This window comes from Trinickia sp., from assembly GCF_035492435.1.
In the GTDB taxonomy this organism is placed as follows: domain Bacteria; phylum Pseudomonadota; class Gammaproteobacteria; order Burkholderiales; family Burkholderiaceae; genus Trinickia.
The window spans coordinates 11,160-35,451 of record NZ_DATJJF010000122.1 but is presented as its reverse complement, the minus strand read 5'-3'; the positions used below and the strand labels follow the sequence as shown (position 1 = coordinate 35,451).

Here is a 24,292-nt window from a genome sequence, read left to right as displayed (position 1 = left end):
GCACGCATCACCCTTCGGTTCAGAGGAAGTCCCTTTTCGGCTTCGCCTATGGCGAGGCCTGCCGGCTTCCTCTACGCGGCCATGCCCGGCCCAGGTCAGGGCAAACGCTTCGACCGGGATTGGGTCCGCTTGGGATTTGGCCTGATTGGGATTCGGCGAGCGAACCACCGAGCGAAGCCGCCCCTCCCACACGCTGGGGCGACTTCCACGTCAAGCTTCCTGCTCAGGAAGGCTCAACTGCGCTTCGCCTAGTAGCGCCTCCATCTGATCGCCCGGCAAGGCTTCCACTTCGCGCAGCTTGCTGCTCATCACCCGCGTCCGGCGCTCCGCAGCTTCGATTGAACGAGCAACCGTTTCGAGTTGCGACTTCGTCTTCGCCAGCACGTCGCCGAACTTGCCGAACTCAGTCTTCACCGCCCCCAAGACCTGCCACACTTCGCTAGAACGCTTTTCGATGGCAAGCGTGCGAAAGCCCATCTGCAGACTGTTGAGCAGTGCCGTGAGTGTCGTAGGTCCCGCGATGGTCACCCGGTAGTCGCGCTGAAGCTGGTCCGTGAGACCCGGCCGGCGCAGCACTTCGGCGTACAGGCCCTCCGTCGGCAGAAAGAGTAGCGCGAAGTCAGTCGTATGAGGCGGCGCCACGTATTTTTCCGCAATCGTGCGAGCCTCATTGCGCACGCGGGCCTCGAGCGCACGTGATGCCTCCTCCACAGCCGCGGGATCGGCGCGCTCTTGTGCATCGATAAGCCGTTCGTAATCCTCGCGAGGAAACTTTGCGTCGATCGGCAGCCAGACCGGTAGAGCGGTTCGGCCGCCCTCGCCGCCTGCGCTTGCAGCGCGCCCCGGCAGCTTGATCGCGAACTCGACGCGCTCGCTGCTTTTCGGAATAGTCGCAACGTTCTTGGCGTATTGCTCGGGCGTCAGGATCTGCTCGAGCAGCGCCTCGAGTTGCACCTCGCCCCAGGTGCCGCGCGTCTTCACGTTCGTCAGCACCTTCTTCAAGTCGCCGACACCAGCCGCGAGCGTCTGCATTTCTCCGAGCCCACGATGGACCTGCTCGAGGCGATCAGAGACTAGCTTGAACGACTCGCCAAGACGCTGCTCCAGTGTCGCGTGCAGCTTCTCGTCCACCGTGCGGCGCATTTCCTCGAGCTTCGTGGCATTGTTGGCCTCGATGTCTTTAAGGCGCTGCTCGAGCGTCGCACGAACCTCCGAAAAGCGGCGGTCGTTCGCTTCAGTCAGCTGAGCGAGCTGCTGTGCCAGCGTGTCCCCGAAACGCTTGAGCGTGGCGCCCTGCTCCTCGCGTGCCTCGAGCGCCTGTCGCTGCAGACTTTCCCTCATCGCGTCGAGCTGCTTCGCGTTCGTATCGATGAGTTGAGCAAGACGCGCGGCAAAGGTATTGATCTGCTGGTTCTGAACCGTGGCCACGCTCGTCAGCTGCGCCGCGAGCGTTTGCTGGAATTGCGCGAATCCGCCGCCCAGCTCCACCCGAGATAGCCGTGAAGTCTCGGCGATCTCACCGCGCAGTTCGCGCTCGAGCCGCTCATAAGCGCGCGCTTGTGTCTGCCCTGCCGTCTCAATGCACTCGCCCAGTTCGTCGAGCGCGGCGCGATCGTTCGCCCGAGCAAGACCGCGCAGCGCCACCGCCAGTACAACCGCAAGCACGATGACGGCAATGGCAAGCGCAATCGTCAACGTCATCATGCGCGTGCTTTCCCGATCACTTCCGGGTTGATGGGATTCGGCGGCCGTCCGGCGCGCGGCCCGACCCCAAGCGCTGCCATCAGGTTATCGGCGGCAAGGTTCGCCATGGCGCGGCGCGTTGCCGTGCTGGCGCTCGCGATATGCGGTGTGAGCACGACATTCGGAACCTCGAGCAAGGCGTGATGCACACTTGGCTCGCCTTCGAAGACGTCGAGGCCCGCGGCAGCAATCCGCTTCTCGCGTAGCGCCTCGGCGAGCGCCGCGTCGTCGACGATGCCGCCTCGCGCGATGTTCGTCAGGGTGGCCGTCGGCTTCATCAGCGCAAGCTCGGCCGCTCCGATCGTGTGATGACTCGCTGGAGAATACGGCAGCACGAGCACAACATGGTCAGCCTGCCGCAGCAGGTCTTCCTTCGACAGGTACTCGGCATTGAGTTCCGCCTCGACTTCGGGCGCCACACGCGAACGGTTATGGTAGACCACACGCATCGCGAAGCCGCGCGCACGGCGCGCAATCGCCTGGCCGATGCGTCCCATGCCGACAACGCCAAGCGTCGAGCCATGAACGTCAGCGCCCAGAAAACCGTCGTAACGCCACCCATGCCATTCGCCGGCGCGCAGCCACCGTTCGCTTTCCGCCATGCGCCGCGCGGCGGCCATCATCAACGCCCAGCCGAAATCGGCCGTCGATTCGTTCAGCACATCGGGCGTGTTCGTCGCCAGCACGTTGGCCGCGTTGAACGCAGGGATATCGAAGTTGTTGTAGCCAACCGCCATGTTCGCCACCACGCGCAGCCGTGGTGCTGCGGCGAACGTTGCGGCGCCCACCGGGTCACCGGCTGTCAGCGCACCGTCCTTGTCGGCGAGCCTGCGCGCAAGTTCGTCGGGGCTCAGTGGGGGGCCGTCATTCCAATCGACCTCGAAATGCTGCTTTAGCCTTTCGATGACTTCGGGAAAGATCGGACGCGCGACAAAAACCTTCTGCATTACTTCTCTCCGGAAAAAAACAGCCAAGTCGTCATGAGGAAAATGGGTACGAGAATCGCCCCAGCCCATAGAAGATACGCGAAGAAGCTCGGCATGCGCACGCCGCGCGCTTGCGCCATCGACTTCACCATAAAATTCGGGGCATTGCCGATATAGCTATTCGCCCCCATGAAGACGGCGCCGGCCGAAATCGCAGCAAGGGTCGTCGCCCCCGAGGTCATGAGCGTCTGCGCGTCGCCACCGGCCAGATTGAAAAACACGAGGTAGGTGGGCGCATTGTCGAGAAACGATGAAAGCAGCCCGGTGGCCCAGAAATACATACCGTCGATGGGCCTGCCCTCGGTATCGGTGACGAGGCGGGCAACCTGCGCAAAGGCGCCGTCGCTGCCTGCGCGCAGCATCATGATGACAGGCGCAATTGTCACGAAGATGCCGGCAAACAGCTTCGCAACCTCTTCGATCGGTGCCCAGTTGAACGCATTGCCGGCGCGCGCGGCGCGCGGCGTCACTGCGAGCGACAACCCCGTCAAGCCGATCAGAGCAACGTCGCGCACGGCGTTTTGCAGCTCGATGGGCGCGCCCAGCACAGTGAACTCGATGCCGGGCTTCCATAAACCGCTCATGAGGACGAGGCCGACGACGAGCGCAAGCAGCACGAAGTTCACCTTCCCCTCGATGAAAATCCCGTGGCTATCAGGTGTCGGATCGAGGAACGCGGCACGCTCTTCTCGATCGGCCCCACGACAGTGATAAAGGTACGAATCGAGCGCGTAGAAGAGCACTAACAGCGAAGTACAAACGAAGAGCATCGGCAATGCGAGATGCCGAGTCGTCCAGAAGAAGTCCACACCGTTCAGAAAGCCGAGGAAAAGCGGAGGATCGCCCAGCGGGGACAGGGAGCCGCCCGCGTTCGCAACGAGAAAGATGAAAAATATGACGACATGCACGCAATGCTTGCGATTGTCGTTGGCGCGCAGCACCGGCCTGATCAGCAGCATCGCCGCACCTGTCGTACCCATCACGCTCGCTAGCAGCGTTCCGAGCGCCAGCATGGCGGTGTTGACGTTCGGTGAACCGTGCAAGTTGCCGCGTACGCAAATACCGCCGGCGATCGTATAGAGCGCGGCGAGCAGAACGATGAAAGGAATGTACTCGGTTGCGAGCGCATGGATGAGCGTGTGCAATGCCGCGTGCATGCCGAAGGCGAATGCGAATGGCACGAGAAGCGCGGCAGCCCACGCGGCGGCAATCTTGCCGAAGTGGTGATGCCACAGCGCCGATGCGACGAGCGGCAAAATGGCGATCGACAGCAAAATGCCCGCGAACGGCAGTGCCCAAAGCGGTGAAAGCGTCGAGCCGTCAAGGGCCGCGGCCGCTGCGCCAGACGACCAAAACGCGCACACTCCGACAACTGTAGCCGCGGTGCGCGCAGATGCAGTGCTTTGTTGTTTCATCGTCAAACTGATTCCGGTTTGAAACCCCACCCTTTCCCGCAGGGGGACTTCCTGCAGGGCGGGAGACTTCCTTCGGGGGCGCCCCCCAATCCCCCTGGGACTTCCTTCGGGGTGGGGGATTTCCTTCGGGGCGTCCCCTAAGGAGACTTCCTTCGGGGCGTACGTGGTGATCCGAGACCTCGGCCTGAAAGCCGGGGTCTCGGCGACGCTTTGGGAGGGCAAATCCCTGCCAAAATAGCTCAGGCAATCCGGCCTAAAACCGGTTCTGGAGAGTGGCTGGAAACCGTGGACGGCGCCATTCGCAGGACGAGCCACCCCGGCCGGCAAGCGTCACAGGGACGCGCCGCACCAGCACACCGCTTCTCAGGCGCTACGCACAATGATCGCGTGCACGCGGTAAGGACCGTGTGCGCCAAGGACGATCGTTTGTTCGATGTCAGCCGTACGAGACGGTCCGGACACGAAGTTGACCGCGCGCGGCAGTTCGCCGCGTTCTGCGCGCATTAGCGCGAACGCTTCTTCATGCGCCGCAACGATGCGCGAAGCCGGCACCACAGCGATGTGCGTCTCGGGCAGCAGTGCAGCGGAGACGTCAGTGCCCGGCCCAGAGAGCAGGACCAACGAGCCGGTTTCAGCCGTCGCGCAAAAGCAGCCTGTGATGCCGACGCGATCGGTATCCTGCGGTTTGCGAAATTCGACCGCTACGCCCGCTTGAGCCCACGGCAGCGCCTCAAGCGTGCGCCAAGCCACGGCATGCGCTGACACGCCGTTATCGCTCAGATAGCGCAGCGCCGCAGCGGGTACGTCATCTAAAGTTTCGACTTCATCGACGGTGGCCGCCAAAAGCCGGGCCTGCTCGACAAAACGGGCGATAAGCCCTGCTGCATCGGCAGGCAGCGGTGGCCGCGGACCCGCAGGATGGCGCTCGAGATAATCCGCCGCAGCTTCCCGCTCCGACGGCTCCGGCTGCGCCCCGCGGCCACTCGCTGCGCGTATACGCGCGAGGATGTTGCGGCGTGCCACCGATGTGTCCATGCCCCTTCTCCTTTTTTCGCCAGGCGATGTCGATCCAGCCGATTATACCGACCGTGAATTTTGGGATACATCGCCCGGATGGACTACCGCTGCGGACTCTCGGCATTTTCGCGTGCGCGGCAGCGCCAACGCTTGGGCGCGCCCATTCCCGTCGCAAAAAAGCGCGCCGTTAGGTCTTACTGCACCGCTCGCTCCGGCGTCGCTTCGGGTGGCGGCTCAATGCCAAAAACCTGCCGCAGATAGGCGATATAGGCCTTGTCGTCGCACATGTTCTTGCCCGGCGAATCGGACAGCTTCGCAACCGGTTGTCCGTTGCAACGGACCAGTTTGATAACAATCTGCAGCGGTTGGTAACCGAGGTCGTTCGTGAGGTTGGTGCCGACGCCGAACGCAAGCCGGCAGCGCCCGCGAAACCGTTCGTAAAGCTGGAGGACTTTGGGGATGTCGAGCGAGTCCGAAAAGACGAGCACCTTCGTGCGCGGGTCGCAACGATTTTCCTCGTAGTGGCGCAAAAGCGCCTCGCCCCACTCGAACGGATCGCCCGAGTCGTGGCGCGCGCCGTCGAAGAGCTTGCAAAAGTACATGTCGAAGTCGCGCAGGAACGCCTTCATGCCGTAGACGTCGGAAAGCGCGATGCCGAGGTCGCCGCGGTACTCTTTCGCCCACACCTCGAACCCGTAGGTCTGCGAATCGCGCAAGCGCGGGCCGAGCGCCTGGCAGGCCTGCAAGTACTCGTGCGCCATCGTGCCGAGCGGTATCAAGCCGTGCTTTTTCGCGTAGTGAACATTGCTCGTGCCGGCGAACTGCGCACCGATGCCGTTCATGAGCGTGAGAATCACCTCTTCATGCCACTCTTTCGAGAAGCGCCGGCGCGTGCCGTAGTCGGCGATCTTGCATTCGGCGAGCTCCGGCCGGGCACCCAGCAGCTTGATCTTTTCGGAGAGGCGCTCACGGCCGACCGAATAGTCGGGCTGGCGCTGCATGTTCCGAAAGTAGACCTCGTTGACGATCGCTAGAACCGGGATCTCGAAGAGAATCGTATGCAGCCATGGCCCGCTGATCGCGATGTCTATCTCGCCATTTCCTTTCGGCGATGCCTCAATGGAAATGTACTTTTCGTTCAGATGGAAGAGCTCGAGGAAGTCGACGAAGTCGCTCTTGATGAATCGCATCCGACGCAGATAGTCGAGCTCGTCGTCTGCGAAGCGCAACCGGCAAAGCTGCCTCACCTCTTCGCGGATTTCGCCAATATAGGGCGTGAGGTCCACGTTCGACGTGCGGCAGCGAAACCGGTATTCGACGCTCGCACCGGGAAAATGATGCAGCACCACTTGCATCATCGTAAATTTGTAGAGATCAGTGTCGAGCAGGGATGTAATGATCATGATTCCGCAAGACTGCCAAGGTTTGGACCGGAGGGTACGATGGCCCGCCGCTGCCCCATGTTACCCGAAGCGCGTTGGCGGCAGCCCGATAGCGCCCATCCCGCAGGAAACCCGCCGACGCCATACGCCGGGACCTTATAAACTCATCACGAATCGATCTAAACCGGGCGGGTCCGTGGCCATCGAATTGCTGCTGTTACGCTACAATAACGGGTTTGATTAACCGGCATCATCCGATTCCCCGATACCCTGTGCAGGAGCATTAATGACTCACGTTGTGACCGAAAGCTGCATCAAGTGCAAATATACGGACTGCGTCGACGTTTGTCCGGTCGACTGCTTTCGCGAAGGTCCCAACTTCCTCGCGATCGATCCGGATGAGTGCATCGACTGTGCCGTCTGTGTTGCAGAGTGCCCCGTGAACGCGATCTACGCCGAGGAAGACGTTCCCGCCGACCAGCAACACTTCATCGCGCTCAATACGGACCTCGCGAAGAACTGGCCCAGCATTACGAAGACCAAAGGCTCCTTGCCCGAGGCGGATCAGTGGAAAGACGTCACTGAGAAGCTCAACCTGCTTGAGCGCTGATCGGACGCGGGGAAACGCATCGAGTGCGGCTTACGTCGGCGAGCACGCCTTGCGGTGTTCGGTCGCGCCCTTTGCATAACCGAACACGGTGATGCGAATTTTGCATGTGCTTTGCCCTCATTCTCGCAAGAAGGGTATTGACAGCATGATCCCCGCTCCCTAAAATCTCGTTTCTCTGCAGTTGTTCCCCGATAGCTCAGTCGGTAGAGCGCCGGACTGTTAATCCGTAGGTCCCTGGTTCGAGCCCAGGTCGGGGAGCCAAAGAATGTGTGCAACGAGCCCGTTCGAAGCGGGCTCGTTGTGTAAGGTAGAGAGTGGTTTTCGCGAAGTTGAGAAACCGTCCACTATCGCAGTTGTGCAGAATCGTATTATTCCCCGATAGCTCAGTCGGTAGAGCGCCGGACTGTTAATCCGTAGGTCCCTGGTTCGAGCCCAGGTCGGGGAGCCAAATAGCGAAAAAGGTAGCGCATCAGCGCTACCTTTTTTGTTTTCTGTCGGCCCAATTTGGTCACCTCTCGTTCAAGCTCGCTGGCGATACGCGAGCAGCCGTGCCGGTGCGCCCCGCTATCACGCGCATCGCCGGAACCGACGATACAAGTCGTTTTGCCCCCACGCCAGCAGAGCGGGCAGCGAATTGATTCGTAGATCACCCCTCTGCCCTACGCGGCGAATTTTGATCCAGCACTCAAGTCTTGGCATGCATTGCCGATATAGAGGACGAAATGTACTCCTCAGCAAGCGCAGTGATGTGCGACGTGTTTCAATGTCGCGACATGTGCCACGCAACCGGCGCAACGACTCGACGCAACTGCCGCCGATAGCCGCCGAGGGGTCACACACAGTGTGCCGGCAAGAAAGCGCACGGACGAGCCATCAGGACATGCCCATGGGTCAGATCACCCTTTCAATCCGCGACGAAACCATCGCCACGCTGCAGAAGGACTTTGAAGCTTTCGTGCGTGTGTCGCTGAAGCTCGACCCGCAGTTTGCGACGCCGTCATTCGAAGACTTCCTGCGCGCGAAGCTGCTCGACAACATGGTCCCGCTCACCGAGCACGCTGTTCAGCGCATGTTGCAGGGTGGCCAGTACGCCTGGGCCAAGCGCACGCTCGACAAGGAATTTCCAGACGTAGTCGCGATCCTCGTTCGACAAGCGGAGGTGCACGGCTTCGCATTCGCCGTGCGCTCCGAGTGGACCCCTGATGAACTCGCCAAGGCATGCCGTGAATGGGCTGCGGCGATCGTCAAGGAAGCAGGCGGCGATGCTTCACTCGTGGATCCGCTGGCGGCTCAGATCAAGGCCTCGGCGCGCGATATGCAGTCGCTCGAAGAGATGATGCAAACGCCCGCTTGGCGCCTCGCGGAGTCGCTGCGCCAGCGTGTCTATGAAGCCAAGATTGCGTGCGAGACGAGCGTCGGCAGCAGCGCACGCGAAAAGTTGGGTGAGTTGCGCGCCCTGCTCAAGCTGGGGCTCGCCCACGGCTCCTTCCAAAAGCACGAGGCGCTGCAGATTATGGAGTTCCTACGGCTACTCAAGCCTGAGATCTTCGTCGAGGAACCGTACGACATTTTCTCCCGCATGGCGGCCTGGCTGCGAAATTTCTTCACGCCGCCAGCGCAGGCACCACGTCCCGAACAGCGCCGTTCGGACTGAGCGTCGAGCTAGCGACACAAAGCCCCGCGCCCGAGCGGTGGCGCCAGGGCCGATACCTGCCCCGGGGAAAGACTTTGAGCCGGATTGCGACGACGCACCGGTGTCGCACCGGCTGCGGCAACGGGTCGGGTACGGCCGCGCCGTGGAAGCCGGCAGGTCTCGCCGTAGGCGAAGCCGAAGGGCGTGCAGTAAACATGAGAAGCGAATACGATCTCGCCTATTCCCCCGGGGCCGCCCTTCGCTTATGATGCCTGCCCTTCTTTCGTTGCGCGGCGCGCGCACACCGCCATGGCCAACCTCGATTTCACGCTGACGGGTGAGTACGTCGAATTGCATAACCTGCTCAAGCTGATGGGACTTGCCGACAGTGGCGGATCGGCGAAGGCCCTTGTCGCTGCGGGCGAGGTTACAGTCGACGGCCGCGTCGAGCTACGCAAAACCTGCAAGATCCGAGCGGGTGAGGTCGTAATGGTAGGCAGCACACGGATTGCCGTTCACGAAGCGCTTTGAGCGCAATCACGACCGGCTTGGCACTGCCGAACGTATCGCACGATACGCCCCCATTTCAGCCCCGCCCCGAGACGGCCGGCGGCGCGGCCAAGCATAGCGCGATCGGCTCATCTTGCAGCCTATCCATCGACAAGCGCGCCGCCAGGCAATAAGCTTTCGTCTTTCAGATCCATAACAACGTGACACGGCGTGCACGCGCCGTTACCGAGGGCTCGTTCAGCATTCCCATGTCGCATTCCGGCCTCTCCAACTCGGTCGCCGCGCCGCCGACGCTAACCCGTCACGCGGCAGAAACGGCCCGGCTCGCCGCACCACTGGCCATCGCTCAACTGTCGCAGATGGCGATGGGCGTCACCGACACCATCATGCTCGGCTCGCTCGGCCCCGAGGCGCTTGCGGCCGGCGGCCTGGGGGCCAATCTGTTCTTCGTCGTCGCAACGCTGCTGCAAGGCATATTGTCGTCGGTCAGCGTGACGGTCGCCCATGCGCGCGGCGCTCAGGCCGACCACCGCGTCCCGCACATCTACTGGACGGGCCTCGTGCTTGCCGTGCTGCTTGCCGTACCTGCGTTTGTCGTGCTCTCGTTCACCGAGCCGCTCCTGCTCTGGTTCGGCGAGCCCGCTGCGCTCGCGCATGATGTCGGCGCCTACATGGACGTGCTGCGCTGGGCGTCGGTCGGCAGCATGATCGGCGTGGGCATGATGCGTGCTTTCCTGCCCGCCATCGGTGCGGCAAAGCGGTTGCTCTGGATCTCGATCGCGAGTGTCGGCGTGAATGCAGTGCTCAATTACGGCCTGATTCACGGCGCGTTTGGCCTCCCGCGCCTTGGCCTCGTCGGTGCGGCCACCGCGACGACAATCACGATTTGGGCTGCGGCAATCGCACTCGTCGCCTTGCTGCATGGCCGCCGTCGCTATCGGCATTTCATCGCCGCGGCGCGTCCCAACGTGCCGCTCATGGGTGAGCTTTTTGGCATCGGCTGGCCCGTGGCCATCACCTTCGGCGTCGAAGCAACACTCTTTCTCGCCACGAGCCTTATGATCGGCGTGCTCGGCCCGACGGCGCTCGCCGCGCACCAGATCGCGCTCAATGTGAGCTCCGTGTCGTTCATGGTGCCGCTCGCGATCGGGCAGGCCGCGAACGTCCGCGTCGGCTACTGGCTCGGTGCCGGGCAGCCGCTTGCGGCGCGGCATGCAGGCTTCGTCGCGCTCGGATTCGGTGTCGCGTTCATGTCGATGACCGGGCTCTTCTACTTCACAGCGCCCCACGTGATCGTCGGGCTCTATCTGCGCCTCGACGATCCGCAGAACCTGCAGACGGCCGCACTCGCGGCCGCGCTACTCGGCATCGCGGCCGTGTTCCAGATCGTCGACGGCATGCAGACAATCGGCTCAGGCTGCCTGCGCGGCCTGAAGGACACCCGTATTCCGATGCTTGCTGCGACGCTCGGCTATTGGGGTATCGGCTTTCCGACCGGATATTGGCTGGCTTTTCACGCGGGCCTCGGCGCGCGCGGCCTCTGGTGGGGGCTCGCGGCAGGATTGGCCAGCGTCGCTGTGCTGATGACATTGCGGTTCGAGCGCATGACGCGTCGAGGGCACGGCTGAACAGTGCTCTCCTGATCCGCCGTTGGATTGTTGAGATTTGATGCTGTGAATACAGGGGCGAAAGAGATGTCGAATTCGCATGAGGGCACTATTACGGCCGCCCGGCAGTTTGTTCAGCAGCAAATGCCGGAGGACCATACCGGGCACGACTACCTGCACGTGGAGCGCGTTTGGAAGATGTCGAAGATGATCGCTCGCGAATGCGGCGCAAACTCGACAGTTGTCGAACTTGCGGCGTTGTTTCACGACATCTCGGATTACAAATTGAACGGCGGCGATGAGGCGATCGGCCCTGAAATCGCGAGACAGTGGATCCGGACCCATACCATGTCGAGCGATATGGCCGACACCGTGGCTCAAATCATCCTGGATATCCCCTACCGGGGAGCGAACTCCGGTAATGATCTAAAGCTGTCGATCGAAGCGCAGTGTGTACAGGATGCGGATAGGCTGGACGCGATGGGTGCAATAGGGATTGCTCGCGCATTTGCTTTTGGTGGAGCTCTCAACCAACCGATGATGAGCGCAGACATCCAACCGGTTCTGCACAGATCTTTCGAAGAGTACAAGCTCAGAAATGGAACGACGATCAATCACTTCTATGAAAAGTTACTGCTCTTGAAGGACAGGATGAATACCCCCTTCGCGAGAAAGATTGCCGAACAACGCCATGCTTTCATGCTCGATTTCCTCGAAAGCTTAAGCAACGAAACAAGCCTCGTTTTTGGATTTCAGAAAGCAGCGGGCTAGCCATTTTTTTACCTGCCGGTCCAGTCCAAACGCAACTTGGCAAGACAGCACCGGCACACTAATCCCCACTGACGCGCCCAGGTCCGTATCTTGCGCATAAACTGATGCGACCCCGCCGCCCAAAGCCGCCGCGGCATCCCCACGGCTGACATTGGGGGTAACTTTCATACAAGAACGGCCGCGATGAATCTTCGTGTCAGTGTTCGTGCCAGAGCAAGCCGCTTGGCCAAACCGCACCCGATCGCATACCTCGCGAAAAAATGCGTCACTGCGTCGGCCATCCGGCTCATGCCCACGCTCGTGGCGCTTCTTCTCGCCGCCTGCACGACGCTGCCGCCCGCCACCTCACTCGATCGCCCGGTCACACGCGCGCTGGCCTCACCGCAATCGACGCCGCTTGGCCACGCGCTCGCACCGCTCGCCGCGGCACACCAGGGCCGATCGGGATTTCGTCTGCTGATCGGCGGCACCGAGGCGCTCCAAATGCGCGTTGCACTCGCACGCGCCGCGACGAAGACACTCGACCTGCAGTACTACATCGCATCCGAAGACAATACCGGGAGCCTACTGCTCGCCGCGGCGCTCTATGCGGCAGACCAGGGCGTACGCGTACGCATGCTGGTCGACGGCTTCAATTTCGACGACAACAAGCGTCTGATGGCCGCCCTTGCGACTCACGCGTCGATCGAAGTGCGTGTCTTCAACCCGTACGGCAGCACGCACAGGAGCGTCCTGGCGCGGACAGAAAACGTCTTCACCCGCATCGACCAGTACACGCGCCGCATGCATAACAAGGCGATGATTGCGGATGGTTCGGTGGCGATCTTGGGCGGACGCAACTTGGGCGACGAGTACTTCAGCGCCAGCCCGACGCTGCAGTTTCGCGATCTGGACGTCCTCGCCGTAGGCCCTATCGTGCGCGACGTCTCGCGCAGTTTTGACGCTTTCTGGAATAGCCCGCTCGCCTATCCCCTCAGTGCGCTCGACAAGCGGCACTACAAGACAGCCGATCTGGAAGCCGCCCGCGAGGCCCTGCGCGCGCATTGGAGAGCCCAAGCGCAAGCCGTGGGTGCGAAGCCAGTCAGCGACGCGCCGCTCGCTGCGCGGCTGGTGCAAGGCGATCTGGGCCTCGTCTGGGCACCCGCGCAGTTCCTCGTGGACTCGCCTCGCAAGGTGACCGCGCTTGACGACGACTATCAAAGCCCCCCAATGCATCGCCTTGCTGAACTCGTCAGCGGCGCGCAGCACGAGGTGTTGTTGCTATCACCCTACTTCGTGCCTCATGAGGCGGGGGTGCAACTGCTGGGCGACCTGACGCGGCGCGGCGTGCGCGTCGCTGTCGTGACAAATTCGATGGCGTCGACCGACGCGATCGCCGTGCAGGCCGGGTACAGCCGCTACCGCATCGCCTTGCTCAAAAACGGCGTTGAGTTGTACGAGTTTCAGCCGCTGCAGCGTACGACGCGCCGCCGTTTTCTCAGCCCGGGTTCCCGCTCGCGCTCGAGCTTGCATGCAAAGGCCTATGTGATTGACCGGTGCAAGCTCGTCATCGGATCGCTCAATTTAGACCCCCGCTCTGCCCATCTGAACACCGAGATGGCCCTTGTCATCGATAGTCGGGAGTTGGCAGAGGCCGTCGCCTCGTTGATCGAACGATCGATGTCGCCCGATGCGAGCTACCGGGTCACGCTTGCTACGCCGGAAGAAGAGGCGCGGTTGCGCGCGATCGGGGCGCCCAGTTCCGGCCTTGTCTGGCGCGGCAACGATGCGACTGACTCGCGCCGCGATCCGCACACATGGTCGTTCGACCCACAGGCCGGGTTCGTGCGCAATCTGCTCGGCGGGCTATTCTTGTTGTTGCCGATCGACTCGCAGCTGTAAGCGCCGTGCATGCGGCCTTATGGGCGTACTCGATAAAGATCGACGCAAACCCCGTCATCTCGGATTCACAGGAGGCACTTATGACCGACGACGTACGCATGGAGCGCGACACCTTCGGCGACATTGCCGTGCCGAACGCGCATCTGTGGGGCGCGCAAACGCAGCGCTCATTGCAGAACTTCAAGATTTCGACGGAAAAGCAGCCCCCCGAACTGATCACGGCGCTCGCGCTGATCAAGCGCGCGGCTGCCGAAGTCAACCTCGAGCTCGGTCTACTGCCCGAGGACAAGGCGCGCGCGATCATGCAGGCGGCCGACGAGATCATCGGGGGCCAGCATCCAGGCGAATTTCCGCTGGCAGTCTGGCAGACGGGCTCGGGCACGCAGACCAATATGAACCTGAACGAGGTCATTGCGAACCGCGCGAGCGAGTTGCTCGGCGGCGAACGGGGGCAAGCGCGCAAAGTGCATCCGAACGACGACGTCAATCGAGGCCAGTCGTCCAACGACGTGTTTCCCACGGCGATGCACGTTGCCGCAGCGATTGGCATCGTCCACCATCTGCTGCCTGCGCTCGAGACGCTCACGGCAACGCTCACGACCAAAGCGCGTGCGTTCGACGACATTGTGAAGATCGGCCGAACACACTTGCAGGATGCGACGCCGCTCACGCTCGGGCAGGAGTTCTCGGGCTATGTGGCGCAGCTCGAGCACGGCATGGCGCATCTCGAGTCGGCGCTGCCGCATCTTTATGAACTCGCCCAGGGTGGCACGGCCGTTGGCACGGGCCTGAACGCACATCCCGAGTTCGCCACCCGCGTGGCCGCCACGATCGCACAGCGCTCAGGGTTGCCGTTCATCAGTGCAGCGAGCAAATTCGAGGTGATGGCCGCAGCCGATGCGCTCGTATTCGCGCACGGCGCTTTGAAAACGGTAGCCGCGAGCATGATGAAGATCGCCAACGATATCCGCTGGCTCGCCAGCGGTCCGCGCTGCGGGCTCGGCGAGATCGCGATCCCTGAAAACGAGCCCGGCAGCTCGATCATGCCGGGCAAGGTCAATCCGACGCAATCCGAGGCTGTCACCATGCTGTGCTGCCAGGTGTTCGGCAACGACGTGGCGATCAATATCGGCGGCGCCAACGGCAATTTCGAGCTCAACGTCTACCGGCCGATGATTGCGCATAACGTGCTGCAGTCGATCCGACTGCTCGCGGACGGGGCGCAAAGCTTCAACGATCACTGCGCCATCGGCATTGAGCCAAATCGCGAACGCATCGATGCGCTTCTGAGCGAATCGTTGATGCTCGTTACCGCACTCAATCCGCACATCGGCTACGACAAAGCCGCCCAGATCGCGAAGAAAGCGCACAAGGAAGGCTCAACGCTCAAGGCCGCTGCGCTGGCGCTCGGCCATGTCACCGAGCAGCAGTTCAACGAGTGGGTGCGTCCTGCCGATATGGTAGGCCGACAAGGCGGATAGCCATCATTCAGCGTTGGGTACACGCGCACTGCGACCACGCGCTGCGGTGCGGTGTACGGGGTGCGGAGTGCCCAGCCCGTCTTTTTTACACCACGCGCAAAGGGATGCGCGCTTCTCGCACGGCTGGTCAGTTCTTAACCGTGACACCTGTATCGACCGTGCCGTACATCGTGACGCTGCCGCCTTGCGGCCCGTAGGAAGACGGTCCTCCCTGAGCACACGCGGCGCAGATCCACGCAGCCAGAACTGCTGCGATCCACGCTTTCATTGCAACCTCCGACTCTCTGCGTTGATCATCGATTCTAGAGCCCGCGCACGCGCACCATCGGCCGTCGTTGACGACCGACAGCCATTGCGGCTACGGGCAAAGCCATCACACGGCCATGGGTGCCGTCAGTGGCTCATGATGCCGATAATCGACAAGCGAAAAATCGGAGGGTTCAATCTTCTCGAGCCATTCAGGCGCATAGACGCCCGTCTCGGCAAAGGACGGTACATGCTCCGCGATGACGAGCCGCGGGCTTGCAAACGGCTCGCGCTCGAGCTGCTGCTCGAGCATCGCACGCTGGTTCTCGTAGATATGAGCGTCGCCGATGAAGTAGGTGAACCAGCGCGGCGTGTACCCGGTGAGCCGCCCGACGAGCGAAAGCAACGCAGCACCTTCGGCGAGATTGAAAGGCGTGCCGAGCCCCACATCGTTGCTGCGAATATAGAGACACAGCGAGATTTCCCGACGCGTCACATTCGGCAGAAACTGGTACAGCAGATGACACGCCGGCAGTGCGATCTCTTCGAGGACCGCCGGATTCCACGCATGAAAAAGGATGCGCCGGTCGGTTGGGCTCTTGATGATCGTATCGAGGCACTGTCGCAACTGATCGATCGCCTTGTAGAGGAGCACCTTGCGTGCCCCGTCCTCTTCGAACTGCGTGACGATACGATAGCCGCATGCAACGGCATCTTCGATCCGCGCTTCGGCTTGCGCCTCGAGCACCTTGTAGGCTGGCCACTTGCGCCATTGGACGCCATAGACATCGCCGAGGTCATCCGACCCCTCACGGAACGGATTGGCAAGCCACTGTGCGTTCTCGTTGGCATTCGCGTCCCAGACCTTGCAGCCCAGACTGCGGAACTCCGCCGCACTGCGCGAGGCCCGCAAGAAGCCAACCAGCTCGCCGATGGCCGATTTGAACGCAAGCTTTTTGGTCGTGACGGCAGGAAAGCCCTCTTGCAGATCGAAACGCAACATCGCGCCAGGGATGCCGATCGTGCGGATGCCCGTGCGGTTCTCCTGCCAGGTGCCGGTCTCGAGGATCGTACGGACAAGATCGAGATACTGTTTCATCGGGGGAAAGTCCTCAGGCGTTCAGCACGCGGCTGCAGTGCTTCGTTCGCGACGCGTGCGCGAGTCGCGATTCTATCAAGCCGCTTCGGAACGGGAGGATTTCCCTCACCCTCCACTCGTCATATGAACGCCGCCCTGATGAACTTCGATTTGCCGCATGCCGTGTGCGCCGAGCAGCCGGTACAGCGTCACACGCGAAATACCGAGTTCCTGCGCCGCATCGCCGAGCCGTCCGCGATGACGCAACAGCGCGAGCTCGATCGCCTGGCGTTCGGCCGCCTCGCGCGCCTGTGCGAGCGAGACGGGGACAATCTCGACGTATTCGGACAGCTCGAGATCGCGCGCGGTAATCAGCCGCCCCTCGGACATGACGATCGCCCGCCGCACTCGGTTGATCAGCTCGCGCACATTGCCGGGCCAGCGATAGTTGTGAAGGGCTGCGATGGCGTCCGGCGAGAAGCCGCGCACCCGTCGGCTCGCATCTTTTCTGAAGCGCTCGAACATATGCCGCGCAAGCAACTCGATATCTTTACCGCGGGCACGCAGCGGAGGTTCATCGATCTGCAGAACACAAAGCCGGTGGTAAAGATCAGCCCGGAATCGCCCCTCAACCATGGCCCGATGCATGTCAACGTGCGTTGCAGAGATGACGCGCACGTCGACCACATTCGATTCGTGGCCGCCAAGCCGCTCCACCTTGCCTTCCTGCAAAAAGCGCAGCAAGCTCGCTTGGCTTTCGAGCGGCAGGTCGCCGATTTCGTCGAGAAATAGCGTGCCGCCGTGCGCCGCTTCAATGCGGCCCATCTTGCGCTGACTCGCGCCGGTAAAGGCCCCCCGCTCATATCCGAACAGTTCCGACTGCAAGAGGTGAGGCGGAATCGCGCCGCAATTGATGGCGACAAAAGGCGCATCGCGCCGCGGGGAGCGCTTGTGAATCGCGACGGCCGTCAGCTCCTTGCCCGTGCCCGACTCTCCCGAAACGAACACAGGGGCATCCGTCATGGCCACTTTGCGAATCGAGCGAAAGAGCGCGCGCATCGCCTCGCATGAGCCGATCATCTCGTTCTCGCCAACACGCGTGAGCATCTCGTGATCGGCTTCGGCCAGCACCGCCATGCCATAGGCGTGGCCAACCGAATCCACGACGCGCCCATCCTCGCATGGAAGCGTCACGTAATCAAAGCAGTAGTCACGCACTAGCCGGCGAAGCGCCGCATCCTGCAACTGCCCCGGCATCGTTGCAGCGACCCAGCCTACGCGCGGCGTCGTCAGGCACGTTTCGAACGCGCCGATTTCGTGTCCCTCGAATCCACTCGACAAATCCAGCAAACCGCCTGCGGCCGCGTCACCGCGCAGCGCGCGTTTGGCGTCGCGCGCATTCGCGACAACATCGACGTGCCACCCCCGCTCATGGAATTGCGCACTCAGCTGAGCGTTCGCCTCTCGCGTAACGTAAATCAGTTGTCGTGTTACGAGTTCCATTCTTCAGCCTCTTTGTAATGGCGAACGAGTGTAAAGCGCCGCATGCGGTCTAAACCGCGATGCTCGCCACCTCGCTGCTCGGAAACCAAGGCGCCGATTGCTCTGCTCTCCCTGTGAAGCTGTATTTCGAAAAAATATTATTAATAACCGTCGACGCTCGGTCTTCTTATTAGATGTAAAGCTGTGAAGCTTACTATACGGCCCGCCCTTTCGGGCCTGCCGGCGTCACAATAATCGAGAAAAATCACAGGCACACGGTGCAATCCGAGTCGCAGCAGCCAGCGTCAACATTTTATTTCTACCGCAACCGCGTGGCTCTTTTACGACAAAGCCAATTTTGCACCCTGCTTTAATCGCCATTTGCCAGTTCGTTTCAACATTGAAACATTTTTTCCTCATGTCGCCCGAAGCTTGCAACGCGTGCAAGTACTCTGGCCGTTGCAACGCACTCGCCCACATGCCCATCCACGGATAGTGATTGGTTCGGCGCTTCGACAAAAAACGCCAGCCGGCTGGCTCGGCACGCCGTCGTCATGCCTCGCTGCATTGCGATATGTGCGGCAAGCAACGCGCAATCGGCCATCGATGCGTCTACGCTTGCACTCGTGTCACTCATGTACGCAGCGCGCAAGCAGGCAAACAATCGATGCCGTTGACCCACTTCGCGCTCTCTTTGGGCACCGAGGGCCGTGGTTATGGAAGGAGATGACGCACTCGGTGCAATGTTGGTCAATGAGGCGCGCGGACATGACATAAAGCGTGCGATGACTCGTCGCACGCACAAAGCAGATGACCAAAGGCGGCAGTCTCGAAGCAAGGAGACACGGGATTCGCGGCTGCCGACGACCGGGGGAAGAAGAATGTTCAAGAGGTCAACGAGGGCCGCCCATGCGGCGTCGAAAGACGGCGCATGGGCGGGCGAACTGACTGCGTCCTCGCAGACGACGGGACCGGCGCTTGCCAATCAGCCGCAAGAAGCCGCTCTCAATACACTGCGTGCGATCGACGCCAATCGCTTACTCGCGAAGACGCCGGTCGGGATGTCGCCGTTCATCACGATCCCGTTGACGTGGATTGCGACCGACAGGCGCGACCCCGGCGAGCGCTTTTCGTCGACCTTTTGGCGTTCGGCATAGGCAGATATCGTGTGCCCAGCCCCTCACGTCACCCCAGTTGCGCCGTTTGCGGCCGGCTCGTGTTGTCCGTCGACGGCACACGTTAAGGAAAGCGTCGATATGAACGACTCTCAGGAAAGGGCGCTCATTTATGTTGCGCGCATCCCTGATGAAACGCTCGTCGAGCATCTGAAGAGCCAAGGTTGGAGCGTGCGCGTTGCGCGCTCGCCGAGCGAAACCGCACGTCTCGCGAAACCGGAGTTGCCGTCGGCGGGACTCATCGATATGACGCGCCTGTCCGCCCGCGATTTGACCGCGCTCGAACCCAGCCTGCGCCGGCAGCATATCGGGTGGATCGCACTCGCTAATTCCGAGCAGCTCGACGAACCCGACATGCGCCGGGCAATTCGCAACTATTGCTTTGACTATGTGAAGCTGCCGGCCGCGCAGGCTTCGATCGACTATTTGCTGGGCCGCGCCTTTGGCATGATGACGCTGTGCGAGCTCGACATGGCGGCCGGCGTCGCCATGATCGGCAACGACGAGATGATCGGCACATGCGACGCGATGCAACAGCTTTTTCGCGCGATCCGAAAGGTGGCCAATACCGATGCGCCTGTGTTCATTTCGGGCGAATCGGGCACCGGCAAGGAGCTGACGGCGCAAGCGATTCACGAACGCTCGCCGCGCCGCAAAGCGCCTTTCATCGCCATCAATTGTGGCGCGATACCTCATCATCTTCTGCAGTCGGAGTTGTTCGGCTATGAGCGCGGCGCTTTTACCGGCGCCAACCAGCGCAAGATCGGGCGTGTTGAGGCCGCGCACGGTGGCACCCTCTTTCTTGACGAGATCGGCGATCTGCCGCTCGAGAGCCAAGCGAGTCTGTTGCGCTTCCTGCAAGAAGGGAAGATCGAGCGGCTCGGCGGGCGCGAGGTGATCGAGGTCGATGTACGGGTTGTCTCCGCCACGCACGTCGATCTCGAAACCGCGATGCTGGAGGGACGCTTTCGCACCGACCTCTTCCATCGTCTGTGCGTGCTGCGCATCGATGAACCGCCTCTGCGGGCGCGGGGCAAGGACATCGAGATTCTCGCGCAACACACGTTGCAGAAATTCAAGACGGACAGCTCGCGCAAGATTCGCGGCTTCGCGCCCTCAGCGATTGAAGCAATGTACAGCTACAGCTGGCCTGGCAACGTGCGCGAGATGATCAATCGAGTGCGACGCGCGATCGTGATGGCCGAAGGCAAGCTCATCACCGCCGAAGACCTCGACCTGGCTCAGTTCACGGCGCAGGAAACGATGACGCTTGCCGAAGCACGCGATACAGCGGAAAAGCGCGCGATCGAGGCGGCGCTGCTTCGTCATCGGCACCGGCTCAACGAAGCTGCGATCGACCTCGGCATTTCCCGGGTGACGCTATATCGATTGATGGCCGCACACGGGCTGCGCGACGCCACGACACAAGAGCCGCAGGAGAAAGCCGAGAACTAAGGGCTGCAAAACTTGACGGAACACTTGCTGCGCGCATCCGACGACGCGCGCAGCAAGTGAGGCGAGGCCAAACTGCATCGGCAAATGAGCTCATGATGGCCGAACGGGATTCCTGCCGGTCAAGCTCTGCCATGCTTGTGTATGGCGTACGAACCGCCTGTATTTGGGCGGCGCATTCGGATGATGCCCCGGCACACACGCACTCGAACCGATAGCGGCACCGGCAACGGAAGCCTCACCCCCAGCAGTTGCCGGGCGTGACGTCCAGGGCGCCCTCGGGTCGCGTACAATCGGCGCCAATCTGGCTTTATGCGCTGACGCTTTTATTGATGACAACGCTGACACTGATCGTCGCCCGCGCCCGCAATGGCGTAATTGGCCGCGAGAACCAACTGCCTTGGCATTTGCCCGAGGATCTCGCCTTTTTCAAGCGCACGACGATGGGCGCGCCCATCATCATGGGGCGCAAGACACACGAATCGATCGGCCGCCCCCTGCCGGGACGCCGCAACATCGTGGTGACACGCGATGCATCGCGCCGCTTCGAAGGCTGCGAAACCGTCACGGGCATCGAGGCGGCACTCGCGCTCGCCGCCACCGACGGCGCAACCGAAGCATTCCTCATTGGCGGCACGGAGCTCTACAAAGCGGGCATCGCGTTCGCGGACAAGCTCATCGTGACCGAGATCGCCGCTGACTTCGAAGGCGATGCCACCTTCGCAGAACCCGACCCGATACAGTGGGAAGCCGTCTCGCGAGAGCTGCTCCAAAAAGAAGGTGTGGACGGGTTCGACTACGCCCGCGTCGTTTACCGGCGCCTCGCCCCCGCCCGCTAACCGGCTCCGGCTGTGCACACGCTTGGTTCCCGCGTGGCACAGCCCAATTTCGTTGTCATCGGCGCCTTGGCATCGACGTCGACACAGCCCTAATTCAACTTGCGGCGCGGACGCTGCCCGACATAGAATGCGACGCATTCTCATTCGCATATATATGCTATGTCGAACCCATTTCCTTCGGATGCCCTAGTCGTATCGCGCCACGATCACACGCACCGCATGAGAAGCAGGACGTCAGCATGAGGCGAACCTTCGTTTTTCTGCACCGTTGGTTCGGGCTGGGCACGGCCTTGTTTCTTTTCGTCTCGGGCTTGACCGGTGCCGTCATTGCATGGGAGCCCGAGCTCGACCGGGCACTCAATCCGGCCTTTTTCCGTTCAGCCTCGCCCGGACAACCCGAGGCGCCGCTGGCCCTCGCGCGTCGGCTTGAGACGGCCGACCCGCGGCTCGTCGTCACCTACCTTCCCTTGCGTATCGAGCCAGGCGCAACGCTCGTCGTGCGCGTTGCCGGCCGGACGAACGAGGAAACCGGGAAGCCCTATCGCCTCGGCTTCGATCAAGTCGCAATCGATCCGGTCACAGGAGCCATCCAGGGCCGGCGCGATTTGGGCAGGTTCTCGCTCGCACGGCTCAATCTGCTCCCGACCCTCTACGAGCTCCACAACTCGCTCTGGTTACGGCCGCAGCAAGGCGGCGTCAAAATCGGGCGATGGGTCCTGGGAATCGTCGGCATGATCTGGCTGCTCGACTGCTGCATCGGACTTGTGCTGGCATTCCCAAGCGCAAAAAACCGGTGGAAGTCGTTCGTGTTCCGCTTCAACCGTGGGCGCCACGCACTCACGTTCGATTTGCACCGCTCCGGCGGTGTCTGGCTATGGGCCGTCCTGGCAACCGTCGCCCTGACGTCGATCTCGGTCAGTCTCGGAGCACCCGTTGTGCGGCCGCTCGTCTCGTGGCTCTCCCCACTGCAATCGACACCGTTCATGGCGGGCGCAAAACGCCGGTCGGCGGAACCGGCCGAGACTGTCTGGAGTCGGGAGCAAATCGTCGATGCCGCCACCGCGCAGGCACGACGCGAAGGCATTGTCGCCCCGCTCGGCGCTTTACGGTACGCGCCACGACAAGCCGCGTACGCAATAGGCTTTTTTGCAGCGGGCGACGAGCGCGGCCAAGGAAGCCTGCGCAGCGCGTGGCTCTATTGGGATGCGGGAACGGGGATGCCAGCCGGCCAGCAAATTCCTGGGCGCGGCTCGGCCGGCGATCTTTTCATGCAAATGCAGTTTCCGCTGCACACGGGCCGCATCGCAGGCACGCTCGGGCGCGTCGTCATCAGCGTGACGGGCGTCGCCCTCGCGATGCTCAGTGCAACAGGCGTGCTGATCTGGCTGAAGAAACGCCGAGCCCGCCTGCAGGCAGCCCGGCGTTCCCTCACTGACCTGCGACCGTCATCCGCTCGATAAGAACCGAGCCCGTGTGCTTCGTTCCGCGCACGATGGTGTCCGTGCCGATCGCCACAATGTTGCGGAACATATCCTGCAGCGTGCTGGCGACGGTAATTTCCTCGACGGGGTACTGAATCTTGCCGTTCTCGACCCAGAAGCCGGATGCACCGCGCGAATAATCGCCCGTCACATAGTTGACCCCCTGCCCCATCAATTCGGTCAAGAGCAACCCGGTATCGAGCTTCTTGAGCATGGCTTCGAAGTCGTCATCGTCGCGCGTGGCCGAGCTCACGAGCGACAAGTTATGCGACCCGCCGGCATTACCCGTCGTCTGCATGCCAAGCTTGCGCGCGGAGTAGGTCGAAAGGAAATAGCCTTCCACCACCCCGTCTTTGACGACCGCACGCTGCTTCGTGCGCACGCCTTCTTCATCGAATGGCGCACTGCCCATGGCACCTGCCACGTGCGGGTCTTCGACGATCTGCACATGCGGCGCAAACACCGCTTTGCCGAGACTGTCGACGAGAAACGACGTCTTGCGGTAGAGCGCGCCGCCGCTTGTCGCCTGCACAAATGCGCCCAAGAGGCCCGCTGCGAGCGGCGCTTCAAAGAGCACAGGCACCTTGCGGGTATCGAGGCGACGCGCACTCAGCCTCGACAGCGCGCGCTCGGCCGCGTAACGGCCGATCGCGTCGGGAGCGGCAAGCTCGACCGCGCTTCGCTTCGACGAATACCAATCGTCGCGCTGCATATTGCGGCCGCTGCCGGCAATCGGCGCGCAGGAAATGTAATGCCGCGAGTACGGGTACCCGGCGAGAAATCCGCGCGTTGTCGCCAGGACGAACTGCGAATGCTGGGCCGAGACGCTCGCCCCCTCCGAGTTGCGAATCTGTGCGTTGGTGGCGAACGCCGCGTCTTCGGCGCGCCGCGCGATCTCAACTGCTTCGTCGGCGCTCAGATGCCACGGATGGTAAAGATCGAGATCGCGCGGAGCCGTCTCCAGCAGCTCCTCTTCCGCGAGCCCGGCACAGTTGTCCTCGGCCGTGAAGCGGGCGATGTTGTAGGCAGCAGCGACGGTATCGCGTAGCGCCTCTTTGGAGAAGTCAGACGTGCTGGCGTTGCCTCGCTTTGCGCCGATGAACACCGTCACTCCCACCATCTTGTCGCGATTGTGCTCGATCGTTTCGACCTTGCCGCGCCGCACCGTGACGGACAGGCCGTCACCTTCCGAGATTTCGGTGGCCGCGTCCGTGGCCCCAAGCGATTTCGCGTGACGCAGAATGTCCGACGCGATTTCTTTGAGGTCGTCTTGTGTATGCGGGAAAAAGCGTTGTGAGGTGTCGGTGTCCGCTGCCATGGGTTGCCATCCGGTCTAGAGCTTGTCGGGGGTGCGAGACGGGCGTCATCCGCCCGGTCCCGATCGGGACGCTGGAACGCGTGTCGCGCGCCAGTCGCATTGCATCCCGCGATCATAGCAAGGTCAGCGCCGATGTACGTTGGGGGCCAGCCCTGATAGGGCTAATCGAATGGCGCAGGACAATG

The 24,292-nt window shown here is 62.0% G+C and carries 20 protein-coding genes and 2 tRNA genes; 13 read left to right on the top strand and 9 right to left on the bottom strand.

The window, feature by feature from the left end; translation table 11 throughout:
• Positions 1-210: 210 nt before the first annotated feature.
• The 5 genes from rmuC to pncB form a co-directional block, all read right to left on the bottom strand.
• Positions 211-1,701 carry a DNA recombination protein RmuC gene (gene rmuC / locus VL598_RS09495; RefSeq protein ID WP_325326469.1) on the bottom strand — a complete coding sequence of 497 codons (1,491 nt, stop codon included), beginning with the start codon at positions 1,699-1,701 and terminating at the stop codon, positions 211-213.
• The gene (locus tag VL598_RS09490) at positions 1,701-2,690 is read right to left on the bottom strand and encodes a D-glycerate dehydrogenase (protein WP_325326454.1); all 990 of its coding nucleotides are present in this window, start codon (positions 2,688-2,690) and stop codon (positions 1,701-1,703) included. Before VL598_RS09490 ends, rmuC begins: the two co-directional genes overlap by 1 nt.
• Entirely contained in the window at positions 2,690-4,144 is a 1,455-nt protein-coding gene (locus VL598_RS09485) for a sodium:proton antiporter (RefSeq protein ID WP_325326453.1), read from the bottom strand. The genes VL598_RS09490 and VL598_RS09485 overlap by 1 nt, the downstream gene beginning before the upstream one ends.
• A 363-nt stretch (positions 4,145-4,507) precedes the next feature.
• Positions 4,508-5,179 (bottom strand): lactate utilization protein C, encoded by a 672-nt coding sequence (locus VL598_RS09480; protein WP_325326452.1) that lies wholly within the window; start codon positions 5,177-5,179, stop codon positions 4,508-4,510.
• Positions 5,180-5,355: 176 nt separating this feature from the next.
• Positions 5,356-6,564, bottom strand: coding sequence for a nicotinate phosphoribosyltransferase (pncB, locus tag VL598_RS09475; RefSeq protein WP_325326451.1), 1,209 nt, complete (start codon positions 6,562-6,564; stop codon positions 5,356-5,358).
• A gap of 265 nt (positions 6,565-6,829) precedes the next feature.
• Here pncB and fdxA point away from each other — a divergent pair, with 265 nt between their 5' ends.
• The 9 genes from fdxA (at position 6,830) to fumC (ending at position 15,036) form a co-directional block, all read left to right on the top strand.
• Positions 6,830-7,153, top strand: coding sequence for a ferredoxin FdxA (fdxA, locus tag VL598_RS09470; protein WP_325326450.1), 324 nt, complete (start codon positions 6,830-6,832; stop codon positions 7,151-7,153).
• A gap of 185 nt (positions 7,154-7,338) precedes the next feature.
• Positions 7,339-7,414, top strand: a tRNA-Asn gene (locus VL598_RS09465).
• A 111-nt stretch (positions 7,415-7,525) separates the two neighbouring features.
• Positions 7,526-7,601, top strand: a tRNA-Asn gene (locus VL598_RS09460).
• A gap of 438 nt (positions 7,602-8,039) precedes the next feature.
• Entirely contained in the window at positions 8,040-8,807 is a 768-nt protein-coding gene (locus VL598_RS09455) for a DUF4088 domain-containing protein (RefSeq protein WP_325326449.1), read from the top strand.
• Between the two features lie 288 nt (positions 8,808-9,095).
• Positions 9,096-9,317, top strand: coding sequence for an RNA-binding S4 domain-containing protein (locus VL598_RS09450; protein ID WP_325326448.1), 222 nt, complete (start codon positions 9,096-9,098; stop codon positions 9,315-9,317).
• A gap of 227 nt (positions 9,318-9,544) precedes the next feature.
• On the top strand, positions 9,545-10,924 hold the full coding sequence (locus tag VL598_RS09445) for an MATE family efflux transporter (RefSeq protein WP_325326447.1): 1,380 nt from the start codon (positions 9,545-9,547) through the stop codon (positions 10,922-10,924).
• A gap of 66 nt (positions 10,925-10,990) precedes the next feature.
• Positions 10,991-11,674 (top strand): HD domain-containing protein, encoded by a 684-nt coding sequence (locus VL598_RS09440; protein WP_325326446.1) that lies wholly within the window; start codon positions 10,991-10,993, stop codon positions 11,672-11,674.
• A gap of 288 nt (positions 11,675-11,962) precedes the next feature.
• Positions 11,963-13,555 (top strand): phospholipase D family protein, encoded by a 1,593-nt coding sequence (locus VL598_RS09435; protein WP_325326468.1) that lies wholly within the window; start codon positions 11,963-11,965, stop codon positions 13,553-13,555.
• An 80-nt stretch (positions 13,556-13,635) separates the two neighbouring features.
• Positions 13,636-15,036: a class II fumarate hydratase gene (gene fumC / locus VL598_RS09430; RefSeq protein WP_325326445.1), complete on the top strand. Its 1,401-nt coding sequence runs from the start codon at positions 13,636-13,638 to the stop codon at positions 15,034-15,036.
• A 127-nt stretch (positions 15,037-15,163) separates the two neighbouring features.
• On the opposite strand, the gene VL598_RS09425 is transcribed toward fumC, so the two are convergent.
• The 3 genes from VL598_RS09425 to VL598_RS09415 all read right to left on the bottom strand — a co-directional run bounded on the left by VL598_RS09425 (position 15,164) and on the right by VL598_RS09415 (position 17,863).
• Positions 15,164-15,304 carry a hypothetical protein gene (locus VL598_RS09425; RefSeq protein WP_325326444.1) on the bottom strand — a complete coding sequence of 47 codons (141 nt, stop codon included), beginning with the start codon at positions 15,302-15,304 and terminating at the stop codon, positions 15,164-15,166.
• 105 nt (positions 15,305-15,409) lie between these two features.
• Complete coding sequence (locus VL598_RS09420; protein WP_325326443.1) at positions 15,410-16,381, bottom strand: thymidylate synthase; 972 nt, start codon at positions 16,379-16,381, stop codon at positions 15,410-15,412.
• A 105-nt stretch (positions 16,382-16,486) separates the two neighbouring features.
• On the bottom strand, positions 16,487-17,863 hold the full coding sequence (locus tag VL598_RS09415) for a sigma-54 dependent transcriptional regulator (protein ID WP_325326442.1): 1,377 nt from the start codon (positions 17,861-17,863) through the stop codon (positions 16,487-16,489).
• 860 nt (positions 17,864-18,723) lie between these two features.
• On the opposite strand from VL598_RS09415, the gene VL598_RS09410 reads away from it, so the two are divergent.
• The 4 genes from VL598_RS09410 (at position 18,724) to VL598_RS09395 (ending at position 22,768) form a co-directional block, all read left to right on the top strand.
• Positions 18,724-18,999 carry a hypothetical protein gene (locus tag VL598_RS09410; RefSeq protein ID WP_325326441.1) on the top strand — a complete coding sequence of 92 codons (276 nt, stop codon included), beginning with the start codon at positions 18,724-18,726 and terminating at the stop codon, positions 18,997-18,999.
• A 99-nt stretch (positions 19,000-19,098) separates the two neighbouring features.
• Positions 19,099-20,472, top strand: coding sequence for a sigma-54 dependent transcriptional regulator (locus tag VL598_RS09405; protein ID WP_325326440.1), 1,374 nt, complete (start codon positions 19,099-19,101; stop codon positions 20,470-20,472).
• Between the two features lie 329 nt (positions 20,473-20,801).
• On the top strand, positions 20,802-21,308 hold the full coding sequence (locus tag VL598_RS09400) for a dihydrofolate reductase (RefSeq protein WP_325326439.1): 507 nt from the start codon (positions 20,802-20,804) through the stop codon (positions 21,306-21,308).
• 239 nt (positions 21,309-21,547) lie between these two features.
• Complete coding sequence (locus VL598_RS09395; protein WP_325326438.1) at positions 21,548-22,768, top strand: PepSY-associated TM helix domain-containing protein; 1,221 nt, start codon at positions 21,548-21,550, stop codon at positions 22,766-22,768.
• Here VL598_RS09395 and pmbA read toward each other — a convergent pair.
• Positions 22,737-24,107, bottom strand: coding sequence for a metalloprotease PmbA (pmbA, locus tag VL598_RS09390; RefSeq protein ID WP_325326437.1), 1,371 nt, complete (start codon positions 24,105-24,107; stop codon positions 22,737-22,739). The genes VL598_RS09395 and pmbA overlap by 32 nt on opposite strands.
• Positions 24,108-24,292: the final 185 nt, after the last annotated feature.

What these genes read in the sequence shown, in the direction of transcription:
- VL598_RS09410 (WP_325326441.1), top strand. Translation starts at nt 18,724, where the DNA reads ATGTTCAAGAGGTCAACGAGGGCCGCCCATGCGGCGTCGAAAGACGGC.
- pncB (WP_325326451.1), bottom strand. Translation starts at nt 6,564, where the DNA reads ATGATCATTACATCCCTGCTCGACACTGATCTCTACAAATTTACGATG.
- VL598_RS09440 (WP_325326446.1), top strand. Translation starts at nt 10,991, where the DNA reads ATGTCGAATTCGCATGAGGGCACTATTACGGCCGCCCGGCAGTTTGTT.
- VL598_RS09485 (WP_325326453.1), bottom strand. Translation starts at nt 4,144, where the DNA reads ATGAAACAACAAAGCACTGCATCTGCGCGCACCGCGGCTACAGTTGTC.
- VL598_RS09395 (WP_325326438.1), top strand. Translation starts at nt 21,548, where the DNA reads ATGAGGCGAACCTTCGTTTTTCTGCACCGTTGGTTCGGGCTGGGCACG.
- VL598_RS09480 (WP_325326452.1), bottom strand. Translation starts at nt 5,179, where the DNA reads ATGGACACATCGGTGGCACGCCGCAACATCCTCGCGCGTATACGCGCA.
- VL598_RS09420 (WP_325326443.1), bottom strand. Translation starts at nt 16,381, where the DNA reads ATGAAACAGTATCTCGATCTTGTCCGTACGATCCTCGAGACCGGCACC.
- VL598_RS09425 (WP_325326444.1), bottom strand. Translation starts at nt 15,304, where the DNA reads ATGAAAGCGTGGATCGCAGCAGTTCTGGCTGCGTGGATCTGCGCCGCG.
- VL598_RS09455 (WP_325326449.1), top strand. Translation starts at nt 8,040, where the DNA reads ATGGGTCAGATCACCCTTTCAATCCGCGACGAAACCATCGCCACGCTG.
- rmuC (WP_325326469.1), bottom strand. Translation starts at nt 1,701, where the DNA reads ATGACGTTGACGATTGCGCTTGCCATTGCCGTCATCGTGCTTGCGGTT.
- VL598_RS09435 (WP_325326468.1), top strand. Translation starts at nt 11,963, where the DNA reads ATGCCCACGCTCGTGGCGCTTCTTCTCGCCGCCTGCACGACGCTGCCG.
- fdxA (WP_325326450.1), top strand. Translation starts at nt 6,830, where the DNA reads ATGACTCACGTTGTGACCGAAAGCTGCATCAAGTGCAAATATACGGAC.
- VL598_RS09445 (WP_325326447.1), top strand. Translation starts at nt 9,545, where the DNA reads ATGTCGCATTCCGGCCTCTCCAACTCGGTCGCCGCGCCGCCGACGCTA.
- pmbA (WP_325326437.1), bottom strand. Translation starts at nt 24,107, where the DNA reads ATGGCAGCGGACACCGACACCTCACAACGCTTTTTCCCGCATACACAA.
- VL598_RS09400 (WP_325326439.1), top strand. Translation starts at nt 20,802, where the DNA reads ATGACAACGCTGACACTGATCGTCGCCCGCGCCCGCAATGGCGTAATT.
- fumC (WP_325326445.1), top strand. Translation starts at nt 13,636, where the DNA reads ATGACCGACGACGTACGCATGGAGCGCGACACCTTCGGCGACATTGCC.
- VL598_RS09490 (WP_325326454.1), bottom strand. Translation starts at nt 2,690, where the DNA reads ATGCAGAAGGTTTTTGTCGCGCGTCCGATCTTTCCCGAAGTCATCGAA.
- VL598_RS09405 (WP_325326440.1), top strand. Translation starts at nt 19,099, where the DNA reads ATGAACGACTCTCAGGAAAGGGCGCTCATTTATGTTGCGCGCATCCCT.
- VL598_RS09450 (WP_325326448.1), top strand. Translation starts at nt 9,096, where the DNA reads ATGGCCAACCTCGATTTCACGCTGACGGGTGAGTACGTCGAATTGCAT.
- VL598_RS09415 (WP_325326442.1), bottom strand. Translation starts at nt 17,863, where the DNA reads ATGGAACTCGTAACACGACAACTGATTTACGTTACGCGAGAGGCGAAC.